24 protein-coding genes are annotated in these 26,224 nt (G+C 65.1%); 21 read left to right on the top strand and 3 right to left on the bottom strand.

Going from position 1 to position 26,224, the window contains the following annotated elements; genetic code table 11:
* Positions 1–23: 23 nt before the first annotated feature.
* From bamA to lpxA, 5 genes are all read left to right on the top strand, one after another.
* Positions 24–2,357: an outer membrane protein assembly factor BamA gene (bamA, locus tag D573_RS0110605; RefSeq protein WP_369772883.1), complete on the top strand. Its 2,334-nt coding sequence runs from the start codon at positions 24–26 to the stop codon at positions 2,355–2,357.
* Between the two features lie 44 nt (positions 2,358–2,401).
* Positions 2,402–2,905: an OmpH family outer membrane protein gene (locus D573_RS0110600; RefSeq protein WP_018176726.1), complete on the top strand. Its 504-nt coding sequence runs from the start codon at positions 2,402–2,404 to the stop codon at positions 2,903–2,905.
* Positions 2,883–3,896 (top strand): UDP-3-O-(3-hydroxymyristoyl)glucosamine N-acyltransferase, encoded by a 1,014-nt coding sequence (gene lpxD / locus D573_RS0110595; RefSeq protein WP_018938611.1) that lies wholly within the window; start codon positions 2,883–2,885, stop codon positions 3,894–3,896. Before D573_RS0110600 ends, lpxD begins: the two co-directional genes overlap by 23 nt.
* A gap of 101 nt (positions 3,897–3,997) precedes the next feature.
* Positions 3,998–4,492: a 3-hydroxyacyl-ACP dehydratase FabZ gene (gene fabZ, locus D573_RS0110590; RefSeq protein WP_018145583.1), complete on the top strand. Its 495-nt coding sequence runs from the start codon at positions 3,998–4,000 to the stop codon at positions 4,490–4,492.
* Complete coding sequence (gene lpxA, locus D573_RS0110585) at positions 4,489–5,271, top strand: acyl-ACP--UDP-N-acetylglucosamine O-acyltransferase (protein WP_018145584.1); 783 nt, start codon at positions 4,489–4,491, stop codon at positions 5,269–5,271. Before fabZ ends, lpxA begins: the two co-directional genes overlap by 4 nt.
* A 67-nt stretch (positions 5,272–5,338) precedes the next feature.
* Here lpxA and lpxB read toward each other — a convergent pair whose 3' ends face one another.
* The 3 genes from lpxB to D573_RS0110570 are packed head-to-tail and all read right to left on the bottom strand — an operon-like array spanning position 5,339 to position 8,641.
* Positions 5,339–6,505 (bottom strand): lipid-A-disaccharide synthase, encoded by a 1,167-nt coding sequence (gene lpxB, locus D573_RS0110580; RefSeq protein ID WP_018938612.1) that lies wholly within the window; start codon positions 6,503–6,505, stop codon positions 5,339–5,341.
* A 40-nt stretch (positions 6,506–6,545) separates the two neighbouring features.
* Positions 6,546–7,643: a DegT/DnrJ/EryC1/StrS aminotransferase family protein gene (locus tag D573_RS0110575; RefSeq protein ID WP_018938613.1), complete on the bottom strand. Its 1,098-nt coding sequence runs from the start codon at positions 7,641–7,643 to the stop codon at positions 6,546–6,548.
* Positions 7,640–8,641, bottom strand: coding sequence for a Gfo/Idh/MocA family protein (locus D573_RS0110570; RefSeq protein ID WP_018938614.1), 1,002 nt, complete (start codon positions 8,639–8,641; stop codon positions 7,640–7,642). Before D573_RS0110570 ends, D573_RS0110575 begins: the two co-directional genes overlap by 4 nt.
* A gap of 119 nt (positions 8,642–8,760) precedes the next feature.
* Between D573_RS0110570 and rnhB the strand changes: the two genes are divergently transcribed.
* From rnhB to D573_RS0110490, 16 genes are all read left to right on the top strand, one after another.
* Complete coding sequence (rnhB, locus tag D573_RS0110565; protein WP_018938615.1) at positions 8,761–9,369, top strand: ribonuclease HII; 609 nt, start codon at positions 8,761–8,763, stop codon at positions 9,367–9,369.
* The gene (gene dnaE / locus D573_RS0110560; RefSeq protein ID WP_018938616.1) at positions 9,366–12,839 is read left to right on the top strand and encodes a DNA polymerase III subunit alpha; all 3,474 of its coding nucleotides are present in this window, start codon (positions 9,366–9,368) and stop codon (positions 12,837–12,839) included. Before rnhB ends, dnaE begins: the two co-directional genes overlap by 4 nt.
* 105 nt (positions 12,840–12,944) lie before the next feature.
* The gene (locus tag D573_RS0110555; RefSeq protein ID WP_018145590.1) at positions 12,945–13,910 is read left to right on the top strand and encodes an acetyl-CoA carboxylase carboxyltransferase subunit alpha; all 966 of its coding nucleotides are present in this window, start codon (positions 12,945–12,947) and stop codon (positions 13,908–13,910) included.
* Positions 13,911–13,986: 76 nt separating this feature from the next.
* On the top strand, positions 13,987–15,183 hold the full coding sequence (gene tilS / locus D573_RS0110550; RefSeq protein ID WP_018938617.1) for a tRNA lysidine(34) synthetase TilS: 1,197 nt from the start codon (positions 13,987–13,989) through the stop codon (positions 15,181–15,183).
* Between the two features lie 98 nt (positions 15,184–15,281).
* Entirely contained in the window at positions 15,282–16,007 is a 726-nt protein-coding gene (locus D573_RS0110545; RefSeq protein WP_018938618.1) for an ABC transporter substrate-binding protein, read from the top strand.
* Entirely contained in the window at positions 16,000–16,590 is a 591-nt protein-coding gene (locus tag D573_RS0110540) for a SiaB family protein kinase (protein ID WP_018145593.1), read from the top strand. The genes D573_RS0110545 and D573_RS0110540 overlap by 8 nt, the downstream gene beginning before the upstream one ends.
* Positions 16,590–16,982 (top strand): DUF1987 domain-containing protein, encoded by a 393-nt coding sequence (locus D573_RS0110535; RefSeq protein WP_018938619.1) that lies wholly within the window; start codon positions 16,590–16,592, stop codon positions 16,980–16,982. Before D573_RS0110540 ends, D573_RS0110535 begins: the two co-directional genes overlap by 1 nt.
* Positions 16,983–17,041: 59 nt before the next feature.
* Positions 17,042–17,848 carry a GGDEF domain-containing protein gene (locus D573_RS0110530; protein WP_018938620.1) on the top strand — a complete coding sequence of 269 codons (807 nt, stop codon included), beginning with the start codon at positions 17,042–17,044 and terminating at the stop codon, positions 17,846–17,848.
* Entirely contained in the window at positions 17,848–19,524 is a 1,677-nt protein-coding gene (locus D573_RS0110525) for a SpoIIE family protein phosphatase (RefSeq protein ID WP_018938621.1), read from the top strand. The genes D573_RS0110530 and D573_RS0110525 overlap by 1 nt, the downstream gene beginning before the upstream one ends.
* 105 nt (positions 19,525–19,629) lie before the next feature.
* On the top strand, positions 19,630–21,297 hold the full coding sequence (locus D573_RS0110520) for a CTP synthase (protein ID WP_018938622.1): 1,668 nt from the start codon (positions 19,630–19,632) through the stop codon (positions 21,295–21,297).
* Between the two features lie 61 nt (positions 21,298–21,358).
* Positions 21,359–22,201 carry a 3-deoxy-8-phosphooctulonate synthase gene (kdsA, locus tag D573_RS0110515; protein WP_018169851.1) on the top strand — a complete coding sequence of 281 codons (843 nt, stop codon included), beginning with the start codon at positions 21,359–21,361 and terminating at the stop codon, positions 22,199–22,201.
* 66 nt (positions 22,202–22,267) lie between these two features.
* On the top strand, positions 22,268–23,545 hold the full coding sequence (gene eno, locus D573_RS0110510) for a phosphopyruvate hydratase (RefSeq protein ID WP_018145599.1): 1,278 nt from the start codon (positions 22,268–22,270) through the stop codon (positions 23,543–23,545).
* Between the two features lie 190 nt (positions 23,546–23,735).
* Positions 23,736–24,143 carry a cell division protein FtsB gene (ftsB, locus tag D573_RS0110505; protein ID WP_018145600.1) on the top strand — a complete coding sequence of 136 codons (408 nt, stop codon included), beginning with the start codon at positions 23,736–23,738 and terminating at the stop codon, positions 24,141–24,143.
* Entirely contained in the window at positions 24,136–24,882 is a 747-nt protein-coding gene (gene ispD, locus D573_RS0110500) for a 2-C-methyl-D-erythritol 4-phosphate cytidylyltransferase (protein WP_026287972.1), read from the top strand. Before ftsB ends, ispD begins: the two co-directional genes overlap by 8 nt.
* Positions 24,879–25,379 carry a 2-C-methyl-D-erythritol 2,4-cyclodiphosphate synthase gene (gene ispF / locus D573_RS0110495; protein WP_018938624.1) on the top strand — a complete coding sequence of 167 codons (501 nt, stop codon included), beginning with the start codon at positions 24,879–24,881 and terminating at the stop codon, positions 25,377–25,379. Before ispD ends, ispF begins: the two co-directional genes overlap by 4 nt.
* Entirely contained in the window at positions 25,376–25,771 is a 396-nt protein-coding gene (locus D573_RS0110490) for a VOC family protein (protein ID WP_018938625.1), read from the top strand. The genes ispF and D573_RS0110490 overlap by 4 nt, the downstream gene beginning before the upstream one ends.
* Positions 25,772–26,224 lie beyond the last annotated feature (453 nt).

Raw genomic sequence — 26,224 nt, 5'->3', positions numbered from 1 at the left:
CGGCCTATTTTTTGGCGGAGAGCATGGCGCGAAACAGCTTGAGAGGAATGGCCCTGGTCGGTTTGCTGGGCCTGGCGGGGACGGCTTGGGGCCAGGCCTACGAGATCGAGGATATCGAGATCGAGGGGCTGGAACGGATCACCGCCGGTACCGCGCTCAGTTATCTGCCCGTGCAGGTTGGGGATACCTTCGACGATAATCGCAGTCCGGAGGTGATCCGCGAGCTGTTCCAGACCGGCTTCTTCGACGATGTGGAGATCGCCCGGCGCGGGGACGTCCTCGTTGTGATTGTCTCGGAACGCCCCGCGATCAACGAGATCAATTTTTCCGGTAACCGGGATATCCCCGACGAGGGCTTGCGCGAGGCGCTGGATTCGGCCGGCCTGCGTTCCGGGCGGGTATTCAACCGCACGATGCTGGACCGCATCGAGAGCGAGCTGCGCCAGCAGTATTTCGCGCGCGGGCGCTACAACGTGCAGGTCGATGTGGAGATCGTGGAACTGCCGCGTAACCGCGTGGACATCGAGATCGACATTACCGAAGGGCCGGTGGCCAAAATCCGCCAGGTCAATGTGGTGGGCAACGAGAGCTACTCGGATCGTGAACTGACCCGGCGTTTCGAGTCCGGCGTGCCACGCTGGTGGGCCTTTTTCAGTCGGCGGGACAATTACTCGCGCGAGAAGCTGTCCGGGGATCTGGAACAGCTCCGTTCGCATTATCTGGATCAGGGTTTCCTGGAGTTCGATATCGACTCCACTCAGGTGACGCTGACGCCGGACCGGCGGGATTTGTTTATCACCATCAACGTCGACGAGGGCGATCGCTATACGGTGACGGGTGTGGATCTCGCCGGGGATTTCGTGATCCCGCGAGAGGAGCTGGAAAGCCTGATTGACGTGGACATCGATGCGCCGTTTTCGCGCAGTCAGGTGACCGAGTCCGCCGAACGGATCAGCGAACGCCTGACCCGGGAGGGTTTCGCGTTCGCCAACGTGAACCCGGTGCCCGACGTGGACGAGGACAACCGCGAAGTCGCGATCACGTTCTTCGTCGACCCGGGCCCGCGTGTCTACGTTCGGAACATCCGGATCACCGGCAATCAGAACACCGAGGAACGGGTGTATCGCCGCGAGATGCGGCAGATGGAGAGCGCCTGGTACAACGGGGCATTGGTCGAACGTTCCCGGGTGCGTGTCCAGCGGCTGCCGTTCGTCCAGAGCGTGAACGTGGAGACCGAGCGGGTCGCCGGCACCGATGACGAAGTAGACCTGAATATCACCGTGACCGAGCAGCAGTCCGGGGCCTTGTCGCTGGGCGCCGGGTTCTCGCAGAACCAGGGGCTGCTGCTGACCGCGAGCCTGACACAGGACAACTTCCTTGGGACCGGCAATCGCTTCTCCACCGAGGTGAGTACCAGCAAGGTCAACCAGCTGTTCCGGATGAGCGTCACCAATCCGCACTTCACCCCCTCCGGTGCGAGTCGCGGGTTCTCCGTGTTCTATCGCAAGATCGATGCCGAGGAGGCCAACATCTCGCGGTATTCATCCAACCGCTTTGGTTTCGACGTGACCTACGGGATTCCGCTGTCGGAGTTCGACCGGATTCAGGTGCGCCCGGGTTTCGAGAACATTGAAATCGAGACGGTCGAACGCTCCAATAATCGTATCGGAACCCCGGACGAGATCATCGACGAGCTGGACGAATTTGGCGATTCCGCGAACCTCTACAAGCTGGAGACAAGCTATATTCACGACACTCGGGACAGCACGACCTTCGCTTCGCAAGGCCGTCGTCATCGGGTCGGCCTGGAGGTCACGGTGCCGGGCAGTGACCGCGAGTTCTACAAGCTCACCTATTCGGGTCAGGAGATCTTCCGGCTGTCCGATCGGTACTCCTTCAGCCTCTCCGCCGGGCTCGCGTACGCGGATGGTTACGGAGGGGATGACGTCCCGTTCTACGAACGGCTGTTTGCCGGGGGCATTCGCTCGGTCCGCGGTTACGAGGACAACCAGCTGGGCGATCTGCGACCGATCCGCGATGGTCAGGTGGCGACGCGCGATTCCAATGATGATCCCTACGGTGGGCGTTTCCGGACTACGCTTTCCGCGGAATTGTTCTTCCCGATGCCGTTTGCAGCCGACAACGATGGAGTCCGCATGAGTACCTTTGTGGACGCGGGGAATGTGTTCCATGATGTGTCGGACTTTGATACCAGCGAGTTGCGGGCATCGGCGGGTGTGGCGGTGACCTGGTTCTCGCCGGTGGGGCCGCTGAGCTTCAGCGTGGCCGAGCCGTTCAACAATCAGCCGGGTGACGAGCTGCAGCGCTTCCAGTTCCTGCTGGGGGCCAGTTTCTGAGGATGATCGATGCAAGCGCATCGGGAGGCGACATGAGATCCGGGATGGCCTGGTTCGCGGCGGTGATTCTCGTCGCCAGCGGATGGCTGGTGGTACCCGCTGTCGCCGGGGCGCAGAACGTGGCATTCGTGACGATGAACCGGATTCTCGAGGATTCGCCGCAGGCCGAAGATGCCATGCGCGAACTGGAGCGCGAGTTTTCGCCGCGCGATTCGGAGCTGGTGGCGGAACGTGAGGAGCTGCAGCGGCTGCGTGACCGGCTGGAACGTGATGGGGACCTGATGAACCCTTCGGAACGGGCGGATCTGGAGCGGGAGTTCTCGCAACGTTCGCGCGAGTTCCGGCGGGCGCAGGAGAGCTTCAGCGAAGACCTGAACGTACGCCGCAACGAAGAGCTGGCCAAACTGCAGCGACGGATCAACGATGCCATCGTCGATCTCGCCCGGGAACGCGACATTGATCTGATCCTGACCGAGCGCAACGTGCTGTATGCCAGTGACCGGATCGACATCACGGACGACATCCTTGCCACAATGCAGCGAGACTGACGGCGGGTATTCAGCCCGCGAGCTGGCGGAGGCGCTGGGCGGGCAGCTCACGGGCGATGATCAACGCCGCTTCACCGGGTTGAGCCCGCTGGCCACCGCAGGTCCCTGCGATCTGAGTTTTGTGACGGACGCCGGGCGTCATGCCGAGGCCCTGGCAGCGAGTGCCGCGGGTGTGGTCCTGGTGCCGGAGGCCGCGGGGCTGAAATCGACGGCTTCCCGAACCCTGATCCACCTGGATGATGTCTACCTGGGCTATGCCCGAGCGAGTCAGTGGCTGGGCAGGCCACGTCGCGCCCGAGCTGCGGGTGTCCATCCGGGTGCGTTTGTGGATCCCGAGTCCTCGGTTGCTCCCGACGCATTCGTGGGGCCTGGGGCGGTGATCGGCGCGGGGGCTACGGTGGGACCCCAGAGTGTCGTGGGGGCGCACTGCGTGGTGGGCGAGGGGGTGATGGTGGGGGCCGATACCTTCCTGCACCCCCGTGTGACCCTGCTTGAAGGCGTTGCGGTGGGGGATCGCTGCATCCTGCACAGTGGTTGCGTGATCGGGGCCGATGGCTTCGGATTCGCGCCTGCGGGTGAACAGGGTTGGGAGAAGATCGAACAGCTAGGCCATGTCGTGATCGGTTCCGATGTGGAAATTGGAGCGAACACGACCATCGATCGCGGGGCGTTGCGCGCAACGCGGATCGGGAGGGGTGTGAAGATCGACAACCTGGTTCATGTTGCCCATAACGTCGAGATTGGCGACCATACAGCCATCGCCGGCTGTGTGGGGATTGCGGGCAGTGCCCGGATCGGCGCGCATTGCGCAATCGGGGGCGGCGCCGGGATCCTTGGCCACCTGTCGATCGTGGATCACGTGACCATTCACGCGATGACCCTGGTCACGCGCTCCATTACGCGTCCGGGTCACTACGCCTCTGGAGTCCCGCATCAAGAGGCCCGGTTGTGGAATCGCATGCTGGCCCGACTGCGCCGTCTGGCGCGTTAGGCAATCGAGGGGCGATCAATCGGCCCTGGTAGTAACTGGCCTTGCCGCGTGTGGGGAGGCCAAGTCGAACGTCGTATTGCACGTCCCGCGCAGCGGTCCGGATGCGGCACAACAAGATCAAGAGAAAGGACACCGGCGTGGATGACTTTAATGTCCAGGAGATCATGCGCTACCTGCCGCATCGTTACCCGTTCCTGATGGTGGATCGGGTGCTGGAGTGGGAGGCGGGCAGCTATCTGACGGGGATCAAGAACGTCAGCATCAACGAACCGTATTTCCAGGGGCACTTCCCGATCAAGCCGGTGATGCCCGGGGTTCTGATCCTCGAGGCCCTGGCACAGGCCACCGGCCTGCTCGCGTTCAAGACCGAAGAGGCGCGTAACGAGAACCAGGACAAGCAGCAGCTATACCTGTTTGTCGGGATCGACGAGGCGCGCTTCCGGCGCCAGGTGGTACCCGGGGATCAACTCCACCTGCGGGTCGATCTGAAGCGTACGGTGCGGGGCATCTGGCGCTTCGACGCGGTCGCGAAGGTGGGCGACGACGTGTGCGCCACGGCGCAGCTCATGTGTTCCGGTCAGGAAATCCCGGCGTGATCGATCCGCGCGCGGACGTCCACCCGAGCGCCGAGATCGACAGCTCGGTGACGATCGGGCCGTTCTCGGTCATCGGTGCCAATGTGAAGATCGGAGCGGATACCTGGGTGGGCCCGCATGTGGTGATCAATGGACCGACCGAGATCGGGCGGGAAAACCGAATCTTTCAGTTCTCCTCGATCGGGGAGGAGCCACAGGACACCAGCTATCGGGGTGAACCCACGCGGCTGATCATCGGCGATCGCAATGTGATTCGGGAGTCGGTAACGCTGCACCGCGGAACCGAGAAGGGCCTGGGTGAGACGGTCATCGGGCACGACAACCTGATCATGGCGTATGTCCACATCGCGCACGACTGCACCATCGGGAACGGCATCATCTTCTCCAATGCCACTTCCCTTGCCGGGCACGTGGAGATCCAGGATCACGCAACGCTGGGTGGGTTCACCCTGGTGCATCAGTTCTGTCGCGTGGGCACCTACGCCTTCACCAGCATGGGTGCGGCGCTGAACCGTGACCTCCCGCCGTATTGCCTGGCGAGCGGCAACTACGCGCGGCTGATCGGGATCAACAAGGTTGGCCTCAAGCGCAACGGTTTCTCCAATGACGCCATTCAGGCGCTGCACCGGGTATTCATCCAGGGAATGCGTGGACGTGCCGGGCGCGAGAGTCATCTGGACGCCATGTTCGAGGAGACCGAGGTGCCCGAAGTGCGCAATCTGATCGGTTTCGTGCGCGGCAGTCGTCGCGGCATTCTGCGCGGCGGTCGTCCGCACTGACGCGGTCGCCGCTGGGCAGGACCCTGCGTGCTGCCCAAGCGTTTGCTGCCCAAACGAACCGTCGCCCTTAAATCGACTTCTCGTTGTCGCTTAGTTGGCCGTGGTGCAGGAGCTCTTGCGCCATTTCGGCCACGCGGCGGTCGGCTCCACCATTGCCCAGGCGATCGCGCACCTGTGCCAGGCGATCGCGCATCGCTTCCAGGGCCGCGGGGCGGTCGAGCAGATCCGCGGCATCGCGCGCCAGACGTTCGGCGGTGGCCTGCTGTTGCAGGTATTCAGGCACCAGGCGCTCGCCGCCCACGATGTTGACCAGGGCGATATTCTCGACCCGCACGAGACGCGAGAAGACGGCGTGGCTCAGGGTGCCCATGCGGTAGAACACCAGCATCGGGGCCTGGAGCAGACCGGCCTCCAGGGTTGCCGTGCCCGAGGCGATCAGCAATAGATCCGCCCCCGCCATCAGGGAGTGGGTGGCGGTGTCGCCGCCCACGAAATGGACGGGGAGATCGTCACAGGTGGCGAGGCTCCCCAAGTGTTCCGTGGTGACCCCCGGCGCCATGGAGGCCACGAACTGGATGTCCGGGTGCAATACGTGGAGGCGGCGGGCGGTGTCGACGAGCATGGGCCAGTGGCGCTTCAGTTCGCCGTTGCGGCTGCCGGGGAGAAGCCCGACCAGGCGCGTGTTGGCCGCGAGGCCAAGCTGTTCGCGAATCGGCTGTTGGGGCGGCTGCACCCGATCCACGAGCGGGTTTCCGACATAGCGTACTGGCACCCCGGCCTTCTCGTAGACGTCGGTCTCGAAGGGAAAAAGTACCGCCATCGCGTCCACGCTGCGCTGGATGCGCTTGATCCGGCCCGAACGCCACGCCCACAGCTGCGGGCTGACATAGAACAGCACGCGGATACCGAGGCGGCGGGCGTGGGCAGCCAGGCGCAGGTTGAACTCCACATAGTCCACCAGGACCAGCAGGTCCGGGCGTTGGGTCTCCAGGTGCTGGCACATGCGCCGGAACAGGCGGCGCAGGCGCGGGTAGTTGACCAGCACATCAACCAGGCCCACCACGGCCAGTTCGGAGACGTCGATCAGGGTGTCGACCCCGGCGGCGCGCATCTGCGTCCCGCCCATGCCCGTGTAGCGGAGACCGGGCTCCAGTGCCGAGAGTTCGTGGACCAGCCCCGCCCCGAGTGCGTCACCGGAGCTTTCGCCGGCGCAGATCACGACATGCTGCGTCATGACCGATTGAGGCCCCCTGTGGAAGCGATGTCGCGTGGCGTCACGCGAGGGCGGCGCGGATCTTCCCGCAGATCATGTCGATGGTCGCATCCTCGAGTTCCGGGAACACCGGCAGGGACAGACAGCGCGCGGCGACGTCTTCGGTGACGGGCAGCGATTCCGGCCGGTTCGGGAGATCGGCGAAGGCCTTTTGCTGATGCAGGGGTACCGGGTAGTAGATCGCGCAGGCCACGTCCGCGGCCTTGAGGGCCTCCATGATCGCGTCGCGATGATCGGTCAGCAGCGTGTACTGGTGGTAGACGTGGACCCCGATGACGTCCTCGAACGGAACCTCGACCGGCAGCCCGGCCAGGCCGTCGCGATAACGTGCCGCCACCCGGCGGCGTTCTGCGTTGTAGGTGTCGATATGCGGCAGCTTCACCCGCAGGATCGCCGCCTGCATCTCGTCCAGGCGGCTGTTGTAGCCGATCTCGTCGTGGTAATAGCGCACGCTGGAGCCGTGGTTGCGCAATCGGCGCAGGGTATCGGCGGCAGACGGGCAGTTGGTGGTCACCAGACCGCCGTCGCCGAAGGCCCCGAGGTTCTTGCTGGGGAAGAACGAAAAGCAGCCGAAGGCGGTGGCCGCGCCGGTCTGTACGCCATCGACTGTCGCGCCGAAGGACTGTGCGCAATCTTCGACGATCATGACCTTGTGTTTCTCGGCGATGGCCTGCAGCCGCGGCATGTCGGCCGGCTGCCCGAACAGGTGGACCGGCAGGATCGCGCGGGTGCGCTCGGTGATGGCCGCCTCGACCTGGTCCGGGTCGATGTTGAAGGTGCGCGGGTCGATGTCCACGAATACCGGGTCGGCCCCGACATAGCGGATCGCCTCGGCCGTGGCAATGAAGGTAAACGGGGTGGTGATGACCTCGTCGCCCGGGCCGATGCCGGCCGCGGCCAGCGCCAGATGCAGGGCATCCGTGCCGGAGGCACAGGTGATCGCGTGTTCCACGCCCAGGTACTCGGCGAGCTCCTGCTCCAGGGTCTGGACGTTGGGGCCGAGGATAAAGCGCGCACCGGCCAGCACGTCCTGTAGCGCGGCATCGATTTCGGGGCGCAGGGTCTGGTACTGGCGCTGCAGGTCGACCATCGGGATCACGGCTTGACTCCTTCGATGTGGCTGTGCGGACCGTCGGCCCGGCTCATGATGTTCAGGTTCTCGTAGACCAGGTCGGTGATGCGGCTGGCCGTTTCCAGGGCCCGCTGGCCGTCACGGCCGCTGACCACGACCGGTCCCTGACCGCGCACGGCGGCGACAAAGGCCTGGATCTCGGCCAGCAGGGCATCCGCCTCGTCGAAGACACTCTCCGTGCGGTGAATCGCAGGGGCTCCCGTCTCCGGATCGGGTTCGCCAATGTGGTTCAGCGACAGGATGCGGTTCTGGAAGTCCACCGAGGCGTAGGCATGTGACTGGAAGATGCGCATGCGCCGCTCGGACTTGGTGCTGATGCGACTGGAGGTCACGTTGGCTACACAGCCGTCCGCGAATTCCAGCCGGGCATTGGCGATGTCGATGTCGCCGGTCAGCACGCGGGCGCCGGAGGCGCGAATCTCGGTCAGCGGGGCGTCCACCAGCGACAGGATGATGTCGATGTCGTGGATCATCAGGTCGAGCACGACCGAGACATCGGTGGCGCGGGGCTTGTAGGGCGCCAGGCGGTGCGATTCGATGAATCGCGGGTGCAGCGGGGTCTCGGTCAGGCGGCGCAGTGCGGCATTGAAGCGTTCCAGATGCCCCACCTGGAGGACCACACCCTGCTGCTCGGCGATCTGGTTCAGCGTCTCGGCCTGCTCCAGGGTGGCGGTAATCGGCTTCTCGACCAGAACATGACAACCGGCCTCGAGGAAGTCCCGGGCGATGTCGAAGTGCAGGGTGGTCGGCGCGGCGATGGAGACCGCATCGACCTGACCGATCAGGGCGCGATGGTCGGTCTCCGCGCGGCAGCCGTGCTCCGCCGCGACGCGGCTGGCGGTTTCGGAATCGGCATCGACTACGGCAACCAGTTCGGTGTCCGGCAGCGCGGCGTATTTGGCGGCATGCCATTTACCAAGATGGCCCACGCCGATGGCGGCGCAGCGTAACGGAGATTGGGACATGAGTAGGCTCGGATCCGGAGGGGGTGTGCTAGGATTTTCGGCGCTATTGTAACGGATCCCCGGCGCGGCGCATGTTCGCGTTCGGGCGATTGCCCGCAGTTCACCGTGGTGGAGACTCCATGTCCGATTTAGAGGCAGCGCAGCGCTACGTCGCCGGCGTGGACGAAGTGGGGCGCGGGCCGCTGGCCGGGCCGGTCGTGGCGGCCGCCGTCATCCTGCCGGAAGGCTACATCTGCCCCGGCCTGACCGACTCCAAGAAGCTCAGCGCGAAACGCCGCGAGACGCTGGACGTGCAGATCCGTGCCGACGCGCTGGCATGGTCGCTGGGCCGGGCCGAGGCGGCGGAGATCGATGAACTGAACATCCATCATGCGACGCTGCTCGCCATGCAGCGGGCGGCGGCCGGGCTCGCCATCGCGCCGGCACATCTGCTGGTGGACGGGCGCTTCACACCGCAGGGTCCCTGGACTGCCGAGGCGATCGTCGGCGGGGATGGGTCGGTGGCTGCGATCAGCGCCGCCTCCATCGTCGCAAAGGTGGCGCGCGACGGCTGGTTGCGCGATCTGCATCACGATTACCCCGATTACGGCTTCGATCGCCATTCCGGCTACCCCACGGTGGCGCATCGTGAGGCCCTGGAACGGTTGGGGCCGTGCCCGCAACACCGCCGTAGTTTCGGCCCGGTCGCGCGTGCGCTGGCGGCGCGTGAACAGGAGATGGGGGCATGAGCGAAGGCCATACCGGTTTCGTGCACCTGCGGGTGCATTCGGAGTATTCCCTGATCGACGGGCTGGTCCGCCTGAAGCCACTGGTGAACGCGGTGGCCGAGGGCGGGATGCCGGCCGTCGCGGTAACCGATCACTGCAACCTGTTCGGGCTGGTGAAGTTCTACCGTGCCGCGATCGCAAAGGGTGTGCAGCCCATCATCGGTGCGGACGTTCTGGTTCGCGATGCCCGCGCCGACGGCAGCCTGGCGCGCATGACCCTGCTGGCGCAGAACGACCCGGGTTACCGCAATCTGACCCGGCTGATCTCGCGCGCCTGGCAGGAGGGTCAGGAGAAGGGCATTCCGCGAGTGGACTGCGCCTGGCTGGATGCGGCCGCCGAGGGTTTGATCGCATTGTCTGGCGGGATCGACGGGTTATTCGTGAACGGGGCGGGGGCCGCGCGCGCGCTATTGGCCGAGGATCTCGAGCCGTGGATGCAGCGCTTCCCGGGTCGCTTCTATCTGGAACTGGTGCGTAGCGACCGCCCGGGCGAAGAGGCCTGGATCGAACAGGCGCTGGCCGCGGCCGAGGCGTTCGATCTGCCGGTGGTGGCCACCAATGATGTTCGCTTCCTGCGGCCCGAGGACTTCGAGGCCCACGAGGCGCGCGTCTGCATCCATGACGGCGTGACTCTGGATGACCCGCGACGCCCGCGCCGTTACTCGGAGGCGCAGTACCTGCGTACCCCGGAGGAGATGGCGGAGCGGTTCGCGGATATCCCCGAGGCCCTGGCCAACAGTGTGGCGATCGCCAGGCGCTGTTCGGTGAGCCTGACCCTGGGCGAGTCGGTCCTGCCGGACTTCCCGGTTCCCGAGGGCTATACCGTGGAAGATCACCTGCGCGAGACCTCGGCGCAGGGGTTGGCGGGGCGCCTGGAGCGCTTCTGCTTCGCGCCGGCGGCGGATTACGAGGCGCGCTTGCAGCGCGAGCTGGATGTGATCTGCCAGATGGGCTTTCCAGGCTACTTCCTGATCGTGGCGGACTTCATCCAGTGGGCCAAGGACAATGGCATCCCCGTGGGCCCGGGGCGTGGCTCCGGTGCGGGGTCCCTGGTGGCCTATGCACTGGGTATTACCGACCTGGACCCATTGCGTTACGATCTTCTGTTCGAGCGATTTCTCAACCCTGAACGTGTCTCCATGCCCGACTTCGATGTCGACTTCTGCATGGAGCGACGCGACGACGTCATCGACTACGTCGCCGAGCGCTACGGGCGCGACAAGGTCTCGCAGATCATCACCCACGGCACCATGGCCGCCAAGGCGGTGGTACGCGACGTCGGGCGTGTGCTGGGCCATGGCTACGGCTTCGTCGACCGCATTGCCAAGCTGATCCCGTTCGAGCTGGGCATGACCCTGCAAAAGGCCCTGACCGAGAGCGCGGACCTCAAGACGCAGTACGACGAAGACGAGGAGGTGCGCGCGATCATCGATCTCGCGCAGAAGCTGGAGGGGCTCACCCGGAACGCGGGCAAGCATGCCGGCGGGGTGGTGATTGCGCCGTCGGCGCTGACGGATTTCTCCCCGCTGTACTGCGAAGACGATGGCGGCTCGCTGGTGACCCACTTCGACAAGGATGACGTCGAGGCGGTCGGTCTGGTGAAGTTCGACTTCCTCGGTCTGCGCACGCTCACCATCATCGACTGGGCGGTGGACAACATCCGCAAGATGGATGCCGCGGTACAGGTCGATCTCGACGCCATCCCGCTGGATGACGCCGAGACCTTCCGCCTGCTGAAGGACTACCAGACCACGGCCGTGTTCCAGCTGGAATCCGGTGGCATGAAGGACCTGATCCGCCGCCTGCAGCCGGACAGCTTCGAGGAGATCATCGCGTTGGTGGCGCTCTACCGCCCGGGCCCGTTGCAGTCGGGCATGGTGGACGACTTCATCGACCGCAAGCATGGTCGTGCCCAGGTGGAATACCCGCATCCGGATCTGGAGCCGATTCTCCAGCCCACCTACGGCGTGATCCTGTACCAGGAGCAGGTGATGCAGATCGCCCAGGTGCTGGGCAATTACACCCTGGGCGGCGCGGACCTGCTGCGCCGCGCGATGGGCAAGAAGAAGCCCGAGGAGATGGCCAAGCAGCGCGAGATCTTCCTCGAGGGGGCACTGGGGCGCGGTGTGGATGAAGGGGTTGCGACCTACATCTTCGACCTGATGGAGAAATTCGCCGGCTACGGCTTCAACAAGTCGCACTCCGCGGCCTATGCCCTGGTTGCCTACCAGACCGCCTGGCTCAAGGCGCATTATCCGGCGCCGTTCATGGCGGCGGTGCTGTCCGCGGACATGGACAACACCGACAAGGTGGTGGGGCTGATCGAGGAATGCCGCAACATGGGCCTGGAGGTCCTGCCGCCGGACGTCAATCAGTCGGACTACCGCTTTACCTGCCACGACGCGCAGACAGTGGTCTACGGCCTGGGCGCGATCAAGGGCGTTGGGGAGTCGGCCATCGACACCCTGCTCAAGGCGCGCGGCGAGGGCGGTGAATTTCACGGGCTGGTGGACCTGTGCCAGCGGGTGGATCTCGGCAAGCTGAACAAGCGTGTGCTGGAGACGCTGGTGCGCGCCGGCGCGATGGATCGGATCGGCGCCAACCGTGCGACGCTGCTGAACGACATCCCGATGGCGGTCGCGGCAGCCGAACAGAGCGAGCGCAATGCCAATCTGGGTGTGGTGGACCTGTTTGGGGATCCGGCTGCGGCCGTGATCCCGGATAGCGCGACCCTGGCCGAGATGGAGGACGACGATCGTCTGCGCGGCGAGAAGGACACCCTGGGACTTTATCTGACCGGCCACCCGGTGGAGCGCTACCGCGCCGAGTTGCTGCGCCTGACCGGCACCACGCTGCAGGCGCTGGAGGCCAAGCTGGAGGATCGCCCGGACGAGCCCCAGGGCCAGAAATGGCGGGGCAAGCAGGAGACCGTGCGCATCGCCGGTCTGATCGTCGGGGTGCGGGTGCGCAACACGCAGAGCGGACGCATGGGCATCGTCACCCTGGACGACCGCAGCGGGCGGGCCGAGGTGGTGTTGTTCAACGACGACTTCACCACCTACAAGGACCGTCTGGAGCCGGATGCCCTGCTGGTCGCGGAGGGCACGGTCACGCTCGACGACTATGCCGGCGGGATCCGTATGCGGGCCCGTACCGTGTACAGCCTGGATGAAGCGCGGGTCCAGTGGGCCCGCGCGCTGCACCTGTGCCTGGAAGGGGTCGTGCCCGAGCAGGTGGCCCATCTGCGTGGGCTTATGGAGCCGCATCGTGAGGGGCCTTGCCGCGTGCACCTGTGTTATCGCCGCGACGGGCTGGAGGCGGATATCAGCCTGCCGGAGGGGTGGACCATCCGCCCGGACGAGCGGCTGTTGCGTGGCATTCAGCAGTCCCTGGGTCCGGGTTGCGAGGCCGAGGTGCTCTACGGCCGATAGCTGGAAACAAGGCGTCGCCGGACCTGCATTGGAGCGGGGATCGCCGCAATTGGTTACAATTCGCATCCTTCGTCGGTATCCACAACCAAGTCTTCGGGACCCTGCATGAATCCGGACTTTCTCGACTTCGAACAGCCCATTGCCGAACTGGAAGCGAAGATCCGTGATCTGCGCTATGTCGGCGACGATGCCGAGGTCAACATCCAGGAAGAGATCCAGCGCCTGGAAGGCAAGTGCCGGTCTTTGACCGAGAGCATCTTCGCCAAGCTGACCCCGTGGCAGGTCTCGCAGATGTCGCGGCATCCGCGGCGACCCTACACCCTTGATTACATTCCCGACTTGTTCGACGAGTTCGAGGAACTGCATGGCGACCGGGCGTTTGGCGACGACCCGGCGATCGTGGGCGGCGTGGCGCGCCTGGACGGACGGCCGGTGATGCTGATCGGGCACCAGAAGGGACGCCAGACCCGCGACAAGGTCTACCGCAACTTTGGCATGCCGCGTCCGGAGGGCTACCGCAAGGCCCTGCGCTTGATGGAGATGGCCGAGCGCTTTCGCATGCCCGTGCTCACCTTCATCGACACGCCGGGTGCCTACCCGGGGGTCGGGGCGGAAGAACGTGGCCAGAGCGAGGCGATCGCGCGCAACCTGCGAGTGATGGCGCGTCTCGACACGCCGATCATTGCCACGGTGATCGGCGAAGGCGGTTCCGGTGGGGCCCTCGCGATTGGGGTGGGCGACGCCACCCTGATGCTGCAGTACTCGACCTACTCGGTGATTTCGCCGGAGGGCTGTGCCTCCATCCTCTGGAAGAGCGCCGAAAAGGCCTCGGAGGCCGCGGAGGCCCTGGGCATCACGTCGGAACGCCTGCGCGAGCTGGGGCTGGTGGACCGCATCGTGCCGGAACCCCTGGGAGGTGCCCACCGCGACCCCGACACCATGTCCTCCAGTCTGCGCGCCGCGCTTCTGGAAACCCTGGACGGCCTGGAAGGGCTGGACCCGGGCAAGCGCCTGGAGCGGCGCTATCGCCGGCTGATGGATTACGGTGCCTTCCAGGAAGCCGCTTCCTGATCCCGGTGCCGGGGCGCTCGATCCTGTAGCCGCGGCGCTGCGGGACTTCCTCCAGGCGCATCCCGGCTATCGCCAGGTGCGCATCGCCTTCAGTGGCGGTCTTGACTCGACCGTCTTGCTGCACGCCGCGGCGCGCCTAGGTATCCCCAGTCTCGAGGCCATGCACGTGGATCACCGCCTGCGTCCGGACTCCGGTGAGCAGGTCGAGCACTGCCGCGCATTCGCGCAGGCACTGAACTGCCCGTTCCGGCTCCGTACCCTCGGCTCACTCGACACCCGTGCCCTCGGCGTGGAGGCCGCGGCGCGCGAGGCACGCTATGCGATGCTGCGCGAAGGGCTGGACGCTACGGGCATCATCCTGGCCGCGCAGCATGCGGACGATCAGGCAGAAACGTTCCTGCTGGCCGCCCTGCGCGGCAGCGGGCCCGAAGGGCTGCAGGCGATGCGGCCGCTGCGCCGCGAGGGCGAGACCTGGCTGGGGCGACCCTTGCTGGGCCTGCCCCGCGAGGCACTGGCCGCGTTGGCGGAGCAGGAGGGCCTCGACTGGTATGACGATCCCAGCAATCAAGATCCCCGATTCGACCGCAATTTCCTGCGCCAGACGGTGCTGCCCTTGTTGCGGGAGCGATTTGATGGCGCGGCCGGGCTGGCGCGCGCTGCTGCCTGGCAGCAGGAGGCGGTCGGGCAATCCCGTCAGCACTTTTCCGGGCTACTGAAAGGGCTGCGAGACCCGCTGGACGGTAGCCTGGATCTCCGCGCCTTGCGCGCGCTCGACTCGAGTACCCAGCGCGGGCTGCTACGGCACTGGCTGCGCGAGCAGGGCCTTCGTCCGCCCGGCCACGACCGCCTGGGCGAATTCCTGCGCCAGGTTCTCGTGGACAACCCCGAGGCCTCCCCCGCCGTGGAATGGGATGGCGGATGGATGCGGCGTTATCGCGATCAGCTGCACGCCGGGCCGAAGGAGGAGGCTGCGGATCCGCCGCCCGAACAGCCCTGGCCAGCCGATCAGTCGGAACTGATTCTGGCAGACGGACGCCGCCTGACCCGGGAGATGCTGCCGCGGATCGGCGTTGACCGCGAGGCCGCGCTCACCGTTAGCTATCGAAGCGGGGGCGAGGTGGTCGCGACCCCCGCCGGGCGCCGATCCCTGAAAAAGCTGATGCAGGAGCGCGGGATCGCCCCCTGGGAACGCAGCCGGATTCCGCTTTTGCGTCAGCTGGATGGAGCGATTGTGGCGGTGCTCTGGCCCGGGATGGTTCACGCTGGGAGTTGACGCGCCCGTCCAAATCGGACAATTCTTGGGTCGTATTCAGGGGTGCGGGTGAGCGGTACGTGACAGGTTTCGCGGCACAATGCGGACGACGTACGGGCATGGGGGTGCTGGCGGCCGTGATGCTGCTGGCCGCGCCTCTGGCCGCGGATTCGCTGATGCTCACGACCGAGAGCTACCCCCCGTTCAATTTCGAGACCGAAACCGGCGAGCTGGACGGGATCTCCATCCGGGTGATGGATGCCCTGCTGGATGTCGCACAGGTGGACGCCGAGATCCGCCTGCTGCCGTGGAGTCGGGCCTATGCCGAGGCTCAGTCGGAACCCGGTACTTGCGTCTTTTCCACCACGCGCACCTCCGAACGTGAAGACCTGTTCACCTGGGTCGGGCCTCTCGTGGAAAACCAGTGGCATGCGTTCGTGCTTGAAGATGCCAAGGTGGATGCGCAGTCTCTGGAGGATCTGGAACGCTACCGCGTCGGGGGCTATCGAGACGATGCCGTCGCGCTCTTCGTGGAGGGCCGGGGCATCCCCGTGGATACCGCACCGAATGACCGGCTGAATGCGCGCAAGCTCGCGGCCAACCGGATCGATGTATGGGTCAGCGGCGAACATCTGGCCCCCTGGTATGCCCGCCAGGAGGGGATCGGGGAACTCCGGTCCCTGTTCGCGTTCAACGATACCGTGATGTCCCTGGCCTGCCACCCGGAAACCGCGCGCGCCCCGCTGGATCGCATGCAGGAGGAACTGGATGCGATGCGCGCGGACGGGCGCTATGCGGCCATCGTGCAGGATGTCCTGGACAGCAATGGAGAGCGCAATGACTGACGCAGCCGAGGCCCGGACGGAATCGTCGGCCCTGATCGCCGAGGAGGTGCTGGGCTTTCAGCGCAACATGACGCGGCGCGGCATCATCTTTTCGTTCACTGGCTACATTTCCGAGGGCATCCTGAAGGCCCTGGGGGATGCGCTGCGGCAGAAAATCCGACTGGAGTCCACCGATACGAAGACCGTGAACCGCGTCTTCTCGGTGTTCGTGGAACAGGTGCAGAACGTGATTCGCTATTCAGCGGAGCGTATCGAGCACGATGCGGAGCCCCCCGTCGAGCTGAGCTCCGGGATGATTACCGTCGGGTCGGAAAACGGCCGCTTCTTCGTTATTTGCGGCAACGTGATCGGGCGCAAGGATGCCGACACCCTGGCCGTGCGCCTGCGTGAGCTCGCGGGCATGGACAGCGATGAGTTGCGCCGCTTTTACAAGGAAAAGCTGCGGGAACCACCGGACGAAGGCAGCAAGGGCGGCAGCATCGGCCTGATCGAGATCGCACGCCGCGCAAGCGAGCCCATCCAGTTCGACTTTCAGCATCTCTCCGATGCGCAATCCTATTTTGTCCTGAAGGCCTATATCTGATGGCAGTCGTCGAGACCATTGAACACGAGGCAACCGACCGGACCCCGGCTGTCGTTTTCGATTTCGCTGCGGGGCAGTACCGGCTGTCCGGCGAGTCGTATCCGGAAGATGCCGCGAACTTCTACGGCCCGCTGACTCAGGGGTTGCGGCAGGCGGTCGAGGACCGGGCCAGCGACGAGGTGGAGTTCACCGTGGAGATGATCTACTTCAACAGTTCGACTGCGAAGGCCTTGATGAACATGTTCCAGATCTTGGAAGACGGCGCCGAGTCGGGTCTGAACGTACGGATCAACTGGTGTTACCACGATGACGACGAGACCATGGAGGAGTTCGGCGAAGACTTCTCCGAAGATTTCGAACACGCAGACTTCCGAATGTGTCCGCTGACATGAAGGCCCCCTCCCGAGACGACCCGTTGAATCCTGCTAGCCGGCCACGGGAGGGCCAGGACATGGAGAGTCTCGCGGACTTCTCCCTGTTCGAGCAGGAAAAGTCCGTCATGCAGCGCTCCGAACAGATGCTCGAGGCGCTGGATGCGGTAGGCGATGGCGTCAAGGTGCTCGCCAAGGCCTATTCCGAGAGCTATCGGGCGCAGCGTCGCATGATGCGCATGAGCGACCGCATGCAGGCGGATCTGCAGGAGGCCAACCGCCAGTTGCGCGAACAGGCGGAGCACCTGGCACAACTCAACAATGCATTGTCCGACGAGGTGCGCGAGCGCGAGCGCCTGACGGCCGAGCTGGAACGCCTGGCGCTGGAGGATGCCCTGACCGGCCTGTTCTCGCGTCGCCGGGTGATTGACTGCGTGGAGGGCATGGCGGATAGCGTCGGCGAGGAATCGCGTTCGCTCACCGTGATGATGCTGGATCTCGACGACTTCAAGGCGCTGAATGACACCCACGGCCATGCTGCTGGCGATTTCGCTCTCGAGAGCTTTGCCGACATCCTGCGGGGCGAGCTGGGGGCGGAACAGTACGCTGGGCGCATGGGTGGGGAAGAGTTCCTGGTAGTGGCGGCGGATCTGGATGCCGAAGAGGCAGTCGCACTGGCCGAGCGCATTCGTTCGTCAGTGGAGAATGCATCGCTGCACTGGAAGGACGAACCGCTCGCGCTGGCGGTTTCCATTGGCCTGGTCATCACCACGAACCCGTGGTCGGATGCCGGCGAGCTGGTGGCTCTGGCCGATGACCTGCTCTACCGGGCCAAGAACGAGGGACGCAACCGTGTCATCGTGCAAATGCACGGCGAACGCGGGTGATGGCGGGCGGCACCCGCCGGAATCGTAGCCTTGTCGCGAAGCTGGCCGTCGCCACGCTGCTGGCGGCGCTGGCGCTGAGCCTTCTCAGCAGCGCCTATGTCATTGCCTCGGACTGGCATGCCTTCCGTGCCGAGACCGGGGAACAGATCGACCGTCTGCAACGCCTGGTCGAACCACCCGCCGCCGAGGCGGCCTTCCAGTTGAGCGCTGCCCAGGCCGATTCCCTGGTCCAGGGTCTGCTGGTTTTCGACGAGATCCGGCGGGTCGAGATCCTCGACGACTTTGGCAACACCCTTGCGGAAGATGCCCAGGAGCGCCCCCAGACCGGTGGCGAGTGGGCACACTGGCTCTTCGGCGATCTGCAAACCCATGAGCGCGAGCTGCGCCACCCTGATACCCGAGGAAATATCCAGGGCGTGGGCGTCCTGCGCGTGGAACTGGACCCCGGCGTGCTGGGGCGAGCCTTCGTCAACCGGCTGCAGACCGGGGTCGTGACCAGTGTGACCCAGGCGGTGATCGTCTCTCTGGTGGTGGTTGTACTGTTCTATCTGCTGATGCTCCGTCCGATGTTGAAGATTTCACGTGCGGTGGCGGACACCGACCCGGAGCAGCCCGCGCACTGGCCGATGCCACGCCTGGGCCATCACGAAAACGATGAGCTGGGGGCGCTGGGGCGTTCGCTGGATCGTTTGCTGCGGGCCTTTCAGGCGGGTCTGGACGCGCGCGACGGGGCCCGCGGAGAGCTGAAGGCGCTGAATGCAGACCTCGAGCGGCGCGTCGAGGAACGCACCCGGCAGTTGGAAGCCGAGAAATCCGAGACGGAACGGGCGCTGGCCAAGGTGGACGAGGCCAACCGTGAGCTTGAGCGCAGTAATCGCCTGGTGGTGGAGAGCATCCGTTATGCCCGCCGCATCCAGACTGCCATGCTGCCGGACAAGCATGCCCTCGATGGTCACATGGACGAGGTGCAGATCTACTGGGAGCCCCTGCACCTGGTGGGTGGCGACTACTTCTGGGTCGAGGCCATCGACGGACACAGCATCCTGGTGGTGGCGGACTGCACCGGCCACGGTGTACCGGGTGCCTTCATTACCCTGGTGGTGGCCTCGGCGCTGGATCGCATCCTGCACGAACACCGCTTGCTGGAGCCCTCGGCCATCCTGCGCGAGATGGATCGACTGGTTCGCTCGCGGTTGCGTCAGGATGGCTATGACTCCGACTCGGACGACGGGCTGGAGGCCGCGGTCTGCGTGTATCGTCCGGAGGACCGCAAGTTGGCCTTTGCCGGGGTCGGGCTGCCGTTGATGATCGACCGCGACGGCGAGGTCGAGGAGATCCGCGGCGTACGCGGCGGCCTTGGCTACCGCAGCCTGGAACCGGCCCAGCCCGTGGACCACGAGGTCGACGTGGAGCCGGGCACGGAATTTTTCCTGATCACCGATGGCGTGCACGATCACGTCGGCGGAGAGCCGCCGCGATTGTTTGGTCGGCGGCGGTTGCGCCAGGTGCTTTCGGACAAGAGTGGTCGCGATCTGTCGGCCAAGATCGATGGCGTGGTCCGAGTGCTGGAAGATTATCGCGACGGCGAGCCGCGGCGCGACGATATGACCCTGGTGGCCTTCCGGCCGTTGTCATCCAGGGCTGGAAACGAGGCACTGCCCCCACCTTCCGATTGAGCGGGGGCGGGTGCTCTGGTACTCTCTCAGGGGTTTTCCGCCTGCCCCGGATTGCGTGTGCGAACCGGGGCAGGGTGCTTGTCAGCTCCCAGCCAGGTTTCCCGCATGACGCGTTTTGTTTTCATTACCGGAGGCGTGGTCTCGTCTCTGGGCAAAGGTATTGCATCCGCCTCGCTGGGGGCGATCCTGGAGGCGCGTGGCCTCAAGGTGACGCTGCTCAAGCTGGACCCGTACATCAACGTGGATCCGGGCACCATGAGCCCGTTTCAGCATGGCGAGGTGTTCGTCACCGATGACGGCGCCGAAACGGACCTGGATCTCGGGCACTACGAACGCTTCGTGCGCATTCGCACCTCGCGGCGCAACAATTTCACCGCCGGGCAGATCTACGAGAACGTGATCCGCAAGGAGCGTCGCGGGGATTATCTCGGCGGCACGGTGCAGGTCATCCCGCACATCACCGACGAGATCAAGCGCTCGATCCACGAGGGGGCCGGCGATGCCGACATCGCCCTGATCGAAATCGGCGGTACGGTCGGTGACATCGAATCCTTGCCGTTTCTCGAGGCGATCCGTCAGATGGGCGTGGAGCTGGGGCACGACAACGCCCTGTTCATGCATCTGACGCTGGTGCCGTATATCGAGGCCGCCGGCGAGATCAAGACCAAACCGACCCAGCACTCGGTCAAGGAACTGCGCTCCATCGGTATCCAGCCGGATATCCTGCTGTGCCGCTCCACCCAGGCGATCCCCGAGGGTGAACGGCGCAAGATCGCGCTGTTCACCAACGTCGAGGAGAAGGCGGTCATCTCTGCAGTGGACGTGGACAACATCTACAAGATCCCGCTGTGGCTGCATTCGCAGAAGCTCGACGAGATCGTGCTGCGCAAACTCCATATCGAGGTCCCGCAAGCCGATCTTTCGGACTGGAAGCACGTGGTCAATGCCATGGAGTTCCCGGAGTCCGAGGTGACGGTCGGCATGATCGGCAAGTACGTCGATCTGACCGAGTCGTACAAGTCGGTGAACGAAGCCCTGACCCACGCGGGCATCCAGGCGGGTACCCGGGTCCGGATTCGTTATCTCGATTCGGAAAAGCTGGAAGGGGCCGAGAACGAGGCCGCGCGCGAACTCGAGGGCCTGGACGCCATCCTGGTTCCGGGTGGCTTCGGCGAACGCGGCGTGGAGGGCAAGATTGCCGCGGTGCGCTACGCCCGCGAGAACGATGTGCCCTATCTTGGAATCTGCCTGGGCATGCAAGTGGCGGTGATCGAATTTGCGCGCGATGTGGTCGGGCTGGAAGGTGCGCACAGCACCGAGTTCGCCCCCGACACGCCGCATCCCGTCATCGCGCTGATTACCGAGTGGCAGGATAAGGAAGGCCGCATCGAACACCGCGATGCCGACAGTGACCTTGGTGGCACCATGCGTCTGGGCGCCCAAAGCGCGCGCCTGACCCCGGGGTCACGCATTGCCGAGGCCTATGGTCGCGAAGAGGTGGGAGAACGCCATCGTCATCGCTTCGAATTCAACAACGCCTATCGTGAACGCCTGGAGGCCGCAGGTCTTCGACTCTCCGGGGTCTCGGAATCCGGTGAACTGGTAGAGGCCGTGGAGCTGGCCGACCATCCGTGGTTTGTGGGCTGCCAGTTCCACCCGGAATTTACCTCGACCCCAAGGGATGGCCACCCGCTGTTCACCGCGTTTGTGTGTGCCGCCCGGGATTACCAGGATGCCCGCGAACCGGAAACCACCACGGCGCTGACGGAATAGGCGCCCGTTCACTTTTTTGTGGCCGCACCCGGAGGGTGATGGCCACCAGACAGGACAGAGCATGCAGCTTTGCGGTTTTGAAGTCGGCCTTGATCGGCCCTTTTTTCTGATTGCCGGCCCCTGCGTCATCGAATCCGAGGCCATGGCCCTGGAGACGGCCGGCGCGCTGAAAACGATGGCGGACGATCTCGGCATTCCGTTCATCTACAAGTCCTCGTTCGACAAGGCCAACCGGTCGTCGACGAAGAGCTTCCGCGGGCTGGGCATGGAAGAGGGCCTGCGCATCCTGGACAAAGTGAAGTCGGAGATCGGCGTGCCGATCCTGACGGATGTTCACGAGGACACCGCGCTGGACGAAGTCGCCAGTGTTGTTGATGTGCTGCAGACCCCGGCCTTCCTATGTCGGCAGACCAACTTCATCCAGAACGTTGCGCGTCAGGGCCGGCCGGTGAACATCAAGAAGGGCCAGTTCCTCGCGCCCTGGGACATGGGCAATGTCGTGGACAAGGCCCGCGAGGTCGGTAACGATCAGATCATGGTTTGCGAGCGCGGGGTCTCGTTTGGCTACAACACGCTGATCTCCGATATGCGCGGTCTGGCCCAGATGCGTCAGACCGGCTGTCCCGTGGTCTTCGATGCGACGCACTCGGTGCAGCAACCGGGCGGGCAGGGCGCCTGCTCCGGTGGGCAGCGCGAGTTCGTTCCGGTGCTGGCACGGGCGGCGGTGGCCGCTGGCGTATCCGGCCTGTTCATGGAGACCCATCCGGATCCCGAGAAGGCCCTGTCCGACGGCCCCAACGCCTGGCCGCTGCCGAAGATGGCCGAGCTGTTGCAGACGCTCAAGGCGCTGGACGCCGCCGCCAAGGCGCAGCCGTTTGCGGAAGCGGAGTACGGTCTCGGTTAACGACCGAAAGAATCGATAAAACGTCCCGGACGGGCCCGTCCGGGCGGGTATTTTCAAGGAGAGAGCATGTCCAAGATTGCGGAGATTCACGCCCGCGAGATCATCGATTCTCGGGGCAACCCGACGGTCGAGGCCGATGTTGTCCTGGATTCCGGCGCCATGGGGCGAGCGGCGGTGCCCTCCGGCGCCTCCACAGGGGCCCGCGAGGCCCTGGAACTGCGCGACGACGAAAAGCGTTACGGCGGCAAGGGCGTGCTGAAGGCCGTCAGCCACGTGAACGGCGAGATCCGCGACGCACTGCGTGGGATGGAGCTGGATCAGACCGCGGTCGATCGCCGCATGCTGGAACTGGACGGGACCGACAACAAGGCACGCCTGGGCGCCAACGCCCTGCTGGCCGTGTCCATGGCCACTTCGCATGCCCTGGCCGCGGATCGCGAACAGCCACTGTTCGAGACCCTGGGCGGCGACGACGCCACGCTGCTTCCGGTACCGATGATGAACATCATCAATGGTGGTGCCCACGCCGATAACAGTGTGGACATGCAGGAGTTCATGATCCTGCCAGTGGGGGCGGATTCGGTGCGTGAGGCCGTGCGCTACGGCGCCGAGGTCTTCCATGCGCTGAAAAAGGTGCTGTCCAAGCGCGGGCTGGCGACGGCGGTGGGCGACGAGGGCGGTTTTGCGCCGGACCTGCCGTCCAACTCCGCCGCGATCGAGGTGATCCTGGAAGCGGTTCACAACGCCGGCTTCAAGGCGGGCGAGGACATCTGGATCGGCCTCGACTGCGCCAGCTCCGAATTCTACCGTGACGGGCGCTATCACCTCGATTCCGAAGGCAAGGCCTTCTCTGCCGACGAGTTCTCCGAGTATCTCGCCCACTGGGTGGACCAGTACCCGATCCTGACCATCGAGGACGGGATGGCCGAAGATGACTGGGACGGCTGGAAGACGCTGACCGAGCGCCTGGGCAATCGCGTGCAGCTGGTGGGTGACGACCTGTTCGTGACCAATACCCAGATCCTGCAGGAAGGCATCGACAAGGGCGTTGCGAATTCCATCCTGATCAAGCTCAACCAGATCGGCACCGTGACCGAGACGCTGGAAGCCATCGAGATGGCGCGCAAGGCCAATTACACTGCAGTGATCTCGCATCGCTCGGGCGAGACCGAAGACGTGACCATCGCGGACCTGGCCGTGGCCACGCGCGCCGGCCAGATCAAGACCGGTTCGCTGTCGCGTTCCGATCGGGTCGCCAAGTACAACCAACTGATCCGGATCGAGGAACACCTGGGTTCGCGGGCGACCTATCCGGGCATGTCGGCGTTCACCTTCGGGCGCTGATCGAGACCCGGGACGGCCTTGGTTACCACGCAGTCCTCAGCCTGCGGCGCGGTTCCTGTCCCCGGTCGTCCGGGGCTCGTAGAATGCCGGGCATGCCGGCCACTTGCGAAAGCCCTCGTCTCCACGTTGTCGCGTCTGTCGCGGTGCGCGGGCGAGGGCTTTCTCTGTTCAACCATACGGAGTGCGGGTGATGCGCGGCCTGTTGATCGGTCTGGCCCTCGTGCTGCTGGCCCTGCAATGGCCCCTGTGGCTGGGCGAGGGGAGTTGGCGCGATGTGCGCGATCTGCGCGAGCAGGTTGCGCAACAGCAAGCCGCAAATGCCGAGCTGGAACAACGCAATCAGGCCCTGGAGGCCGAGGTGCGCGATTTGCGCGGCGGTACCGCGGCGGTCGAGGAGCGCGCGCGCCGCGATCTGGGGATGATCCGCGAGGACGAGATTTTCTTCTTCGTGGTGGGCGAGGACGAGCCCACGAGGCTGCAGGTCGAGCCGCTACCGGGCCCGGCTGGAGAGACCGATCCGGGCCCGGACGCGCAAGTCCCGGAGGATGCGGAGCCCGCCACCGACACCCTGCCACCCGAGGACCCCTTTGATGGCTGACGCGGAACACGTGCCGACTCGAGAGCCAGCGTTCTGGGCGTTGATCCCGGCGGCTGGCATCGGTCGGCGCATGGGATCCAACCGTCCGAAGCAGTACCTGACACTCGGATCGCACACGATCCTCTCCCACACCCTGTCGATCTTTCTCGAACACCCGCGGATTCGCGGGGTGGTTCTGGTACTCGGTCCGGACGTCGATCCGGATGCCCTGGACCTGCCGCTTGCCGGCGGCCGGCTGTTCCGTGCGGCCGGAGGGGCCGAGCGCGCGGATTCGGTCCAGAACGGGCTCGACTTCCTTGCCGAACGGGCGCACGAGGACGACTGGGTACTGGTGCATGACGCGGCACGACCCTGTTTGCCGTTAGCGGATGTGGACCGGCTGCTGCACGAGTTGCGTGACGATCCGGTGGGTGGGCTGCTCGCCAGTCCCAGCACCGATACCATCAAGTGGACCGATGGTGCCGGGAAGGTCGAACGGACGCTGGATCGCGAACGGGTCTGGCGGGCCCTGACCCCGCAGATGTTCCGGCTGGGCATGCTCCGCACGGCCAACGCGCAGGCGCGTGCCGAGGGGCATCCGGTGACGGACGAGGCCAGCGCCATCGAGTTCCTGGGCCAGGCACCCCGACTGATCGAGGGCTCGCCGATGAACATCAAGATCACCCGCAGCGAAGACCTTGAGCTTGCTCGGCTGTATCTGATGCAGCAGGGCCGCCTGGAAGGCGGGTTTCGCGCATGAGCGGCTTGCGGATTGGCCAAGGCTTCGACGTACACGCCTTCGGCGAAGGCGACCAACTGGTACTCGGTGGCGTTCGCATCCCGTTCGAGCAGGGATTCGTGGCTCACTCGGATGGGGACGTGCTGATCCACGCGGTGTGTGACGCCCTGCTGGGAGCGGCGGCGCTGGGGGATATTGGCCTGCACTTTCCGGATACCGATCCGGCGTTTCGAGGGGCGGACAGCCGCGTCCTGCTAAGGGAGACGCTCGAACGAGTGGCCGGGGCCGGCTGGCGCCCGGTCAACATCGACACCACGGTGATCGCGCAGGTGCCCAAGCTTGCACCGCATGTGCGCGCGATGCGCGAAAACCTTGCAGCCGATACCGCCCTGAATATCGCCGATGTCAGCGTGAAGGCGACGACCACCGAGCACCTCGGCTTTACCGGGCGCAAGGAAGGGGTGGCGGCCCAGGCCATTGTGTTGCTCGAACCAGCCTCGGGGCTGATGCGGGTATGACTTCGGCGAAGCGGGTAGAACCCGGCATCCTGCGTTTGCATCACGCAAGCCTGGTGATTGCGGACACGCGGGTGGCGGCGGCCTTTTACGGGGAGCAGCTTGGCCTGGTGCCGCTGGAACGCCCGGATCTCGACTTTCCCGGTCTGTGGTATGACTTGGGGAGCGGGCAGGCTCTGCATCTGTTGCAGGTGCCGAACCCCGATCCGACCGAGCGCGGGGTGCGCTGCGGTCAGGACCGTCATCTGGCGTTGCGCGTCCGTGGCCTGGAGGCGCTGGCAGCGCGTCTGGAAGGGGCGGGGATTGCCGTGGAGCGCAGTCGTTCCGGACGCCCGGCCGCATTCGTTCGCGATCCCGATGGCAACACCATCGAGCTGATCGAGGAAGGCGTCTGATCCCGGACCCGGGGGCCGGCCACGAACAAGCGACCTTGCACCCGTTGCGGGGCCATCCTTCGCCACGGAACGAATCGTGGGATCACCGGATCCACTCCCAAGCCTAGCTGGGTGGCCCGCGACGCCATCCATAGCGACCTTGGCTCCCAAAGCCCCTTCACCGCAGCCGTAACGAACCGAAGAGCCGTGGTTTTCTGCATGGGTGCGAGACAGCGGGTCGGGGCTCGTTCCACGCAGTGAGATCCCGGATAACCGCTGCGCGGTTTCCGGGATGACGAAAGCGGTAGGTGGCGAGGGAGCAAGGATCACCGGTCGGGTGATCTTCCTTGACGTCATCCCGGCCGCAGCGGAGCGAAGAGCCGGTGTCGACTTCCCCGGATTAGGTCCACGCATAACTAGAGGTTTCCGGGGTGTGTAACTGCCGGTATTCGACCGGCGTCAGGTCCCCCAGCG

The organism is Thioalkalivibrio sp. AKL9 (assembly GCF_000377825.1).
In the GTDB taxonomy this organism is placed as follows: Bacteria; Pseudomonadota; Gammaproteobacteria; order Ectothiorhodospirales; family Ectothiorhodospiraceae; genus Thioalkalivibrio; species Thioalkalivibrio versutus.
The sequence above is the reverse complement of the archived record's forward strand: the minus strand, read 5'-3'. Positions and strand labels throughout refer to the sequence as shown.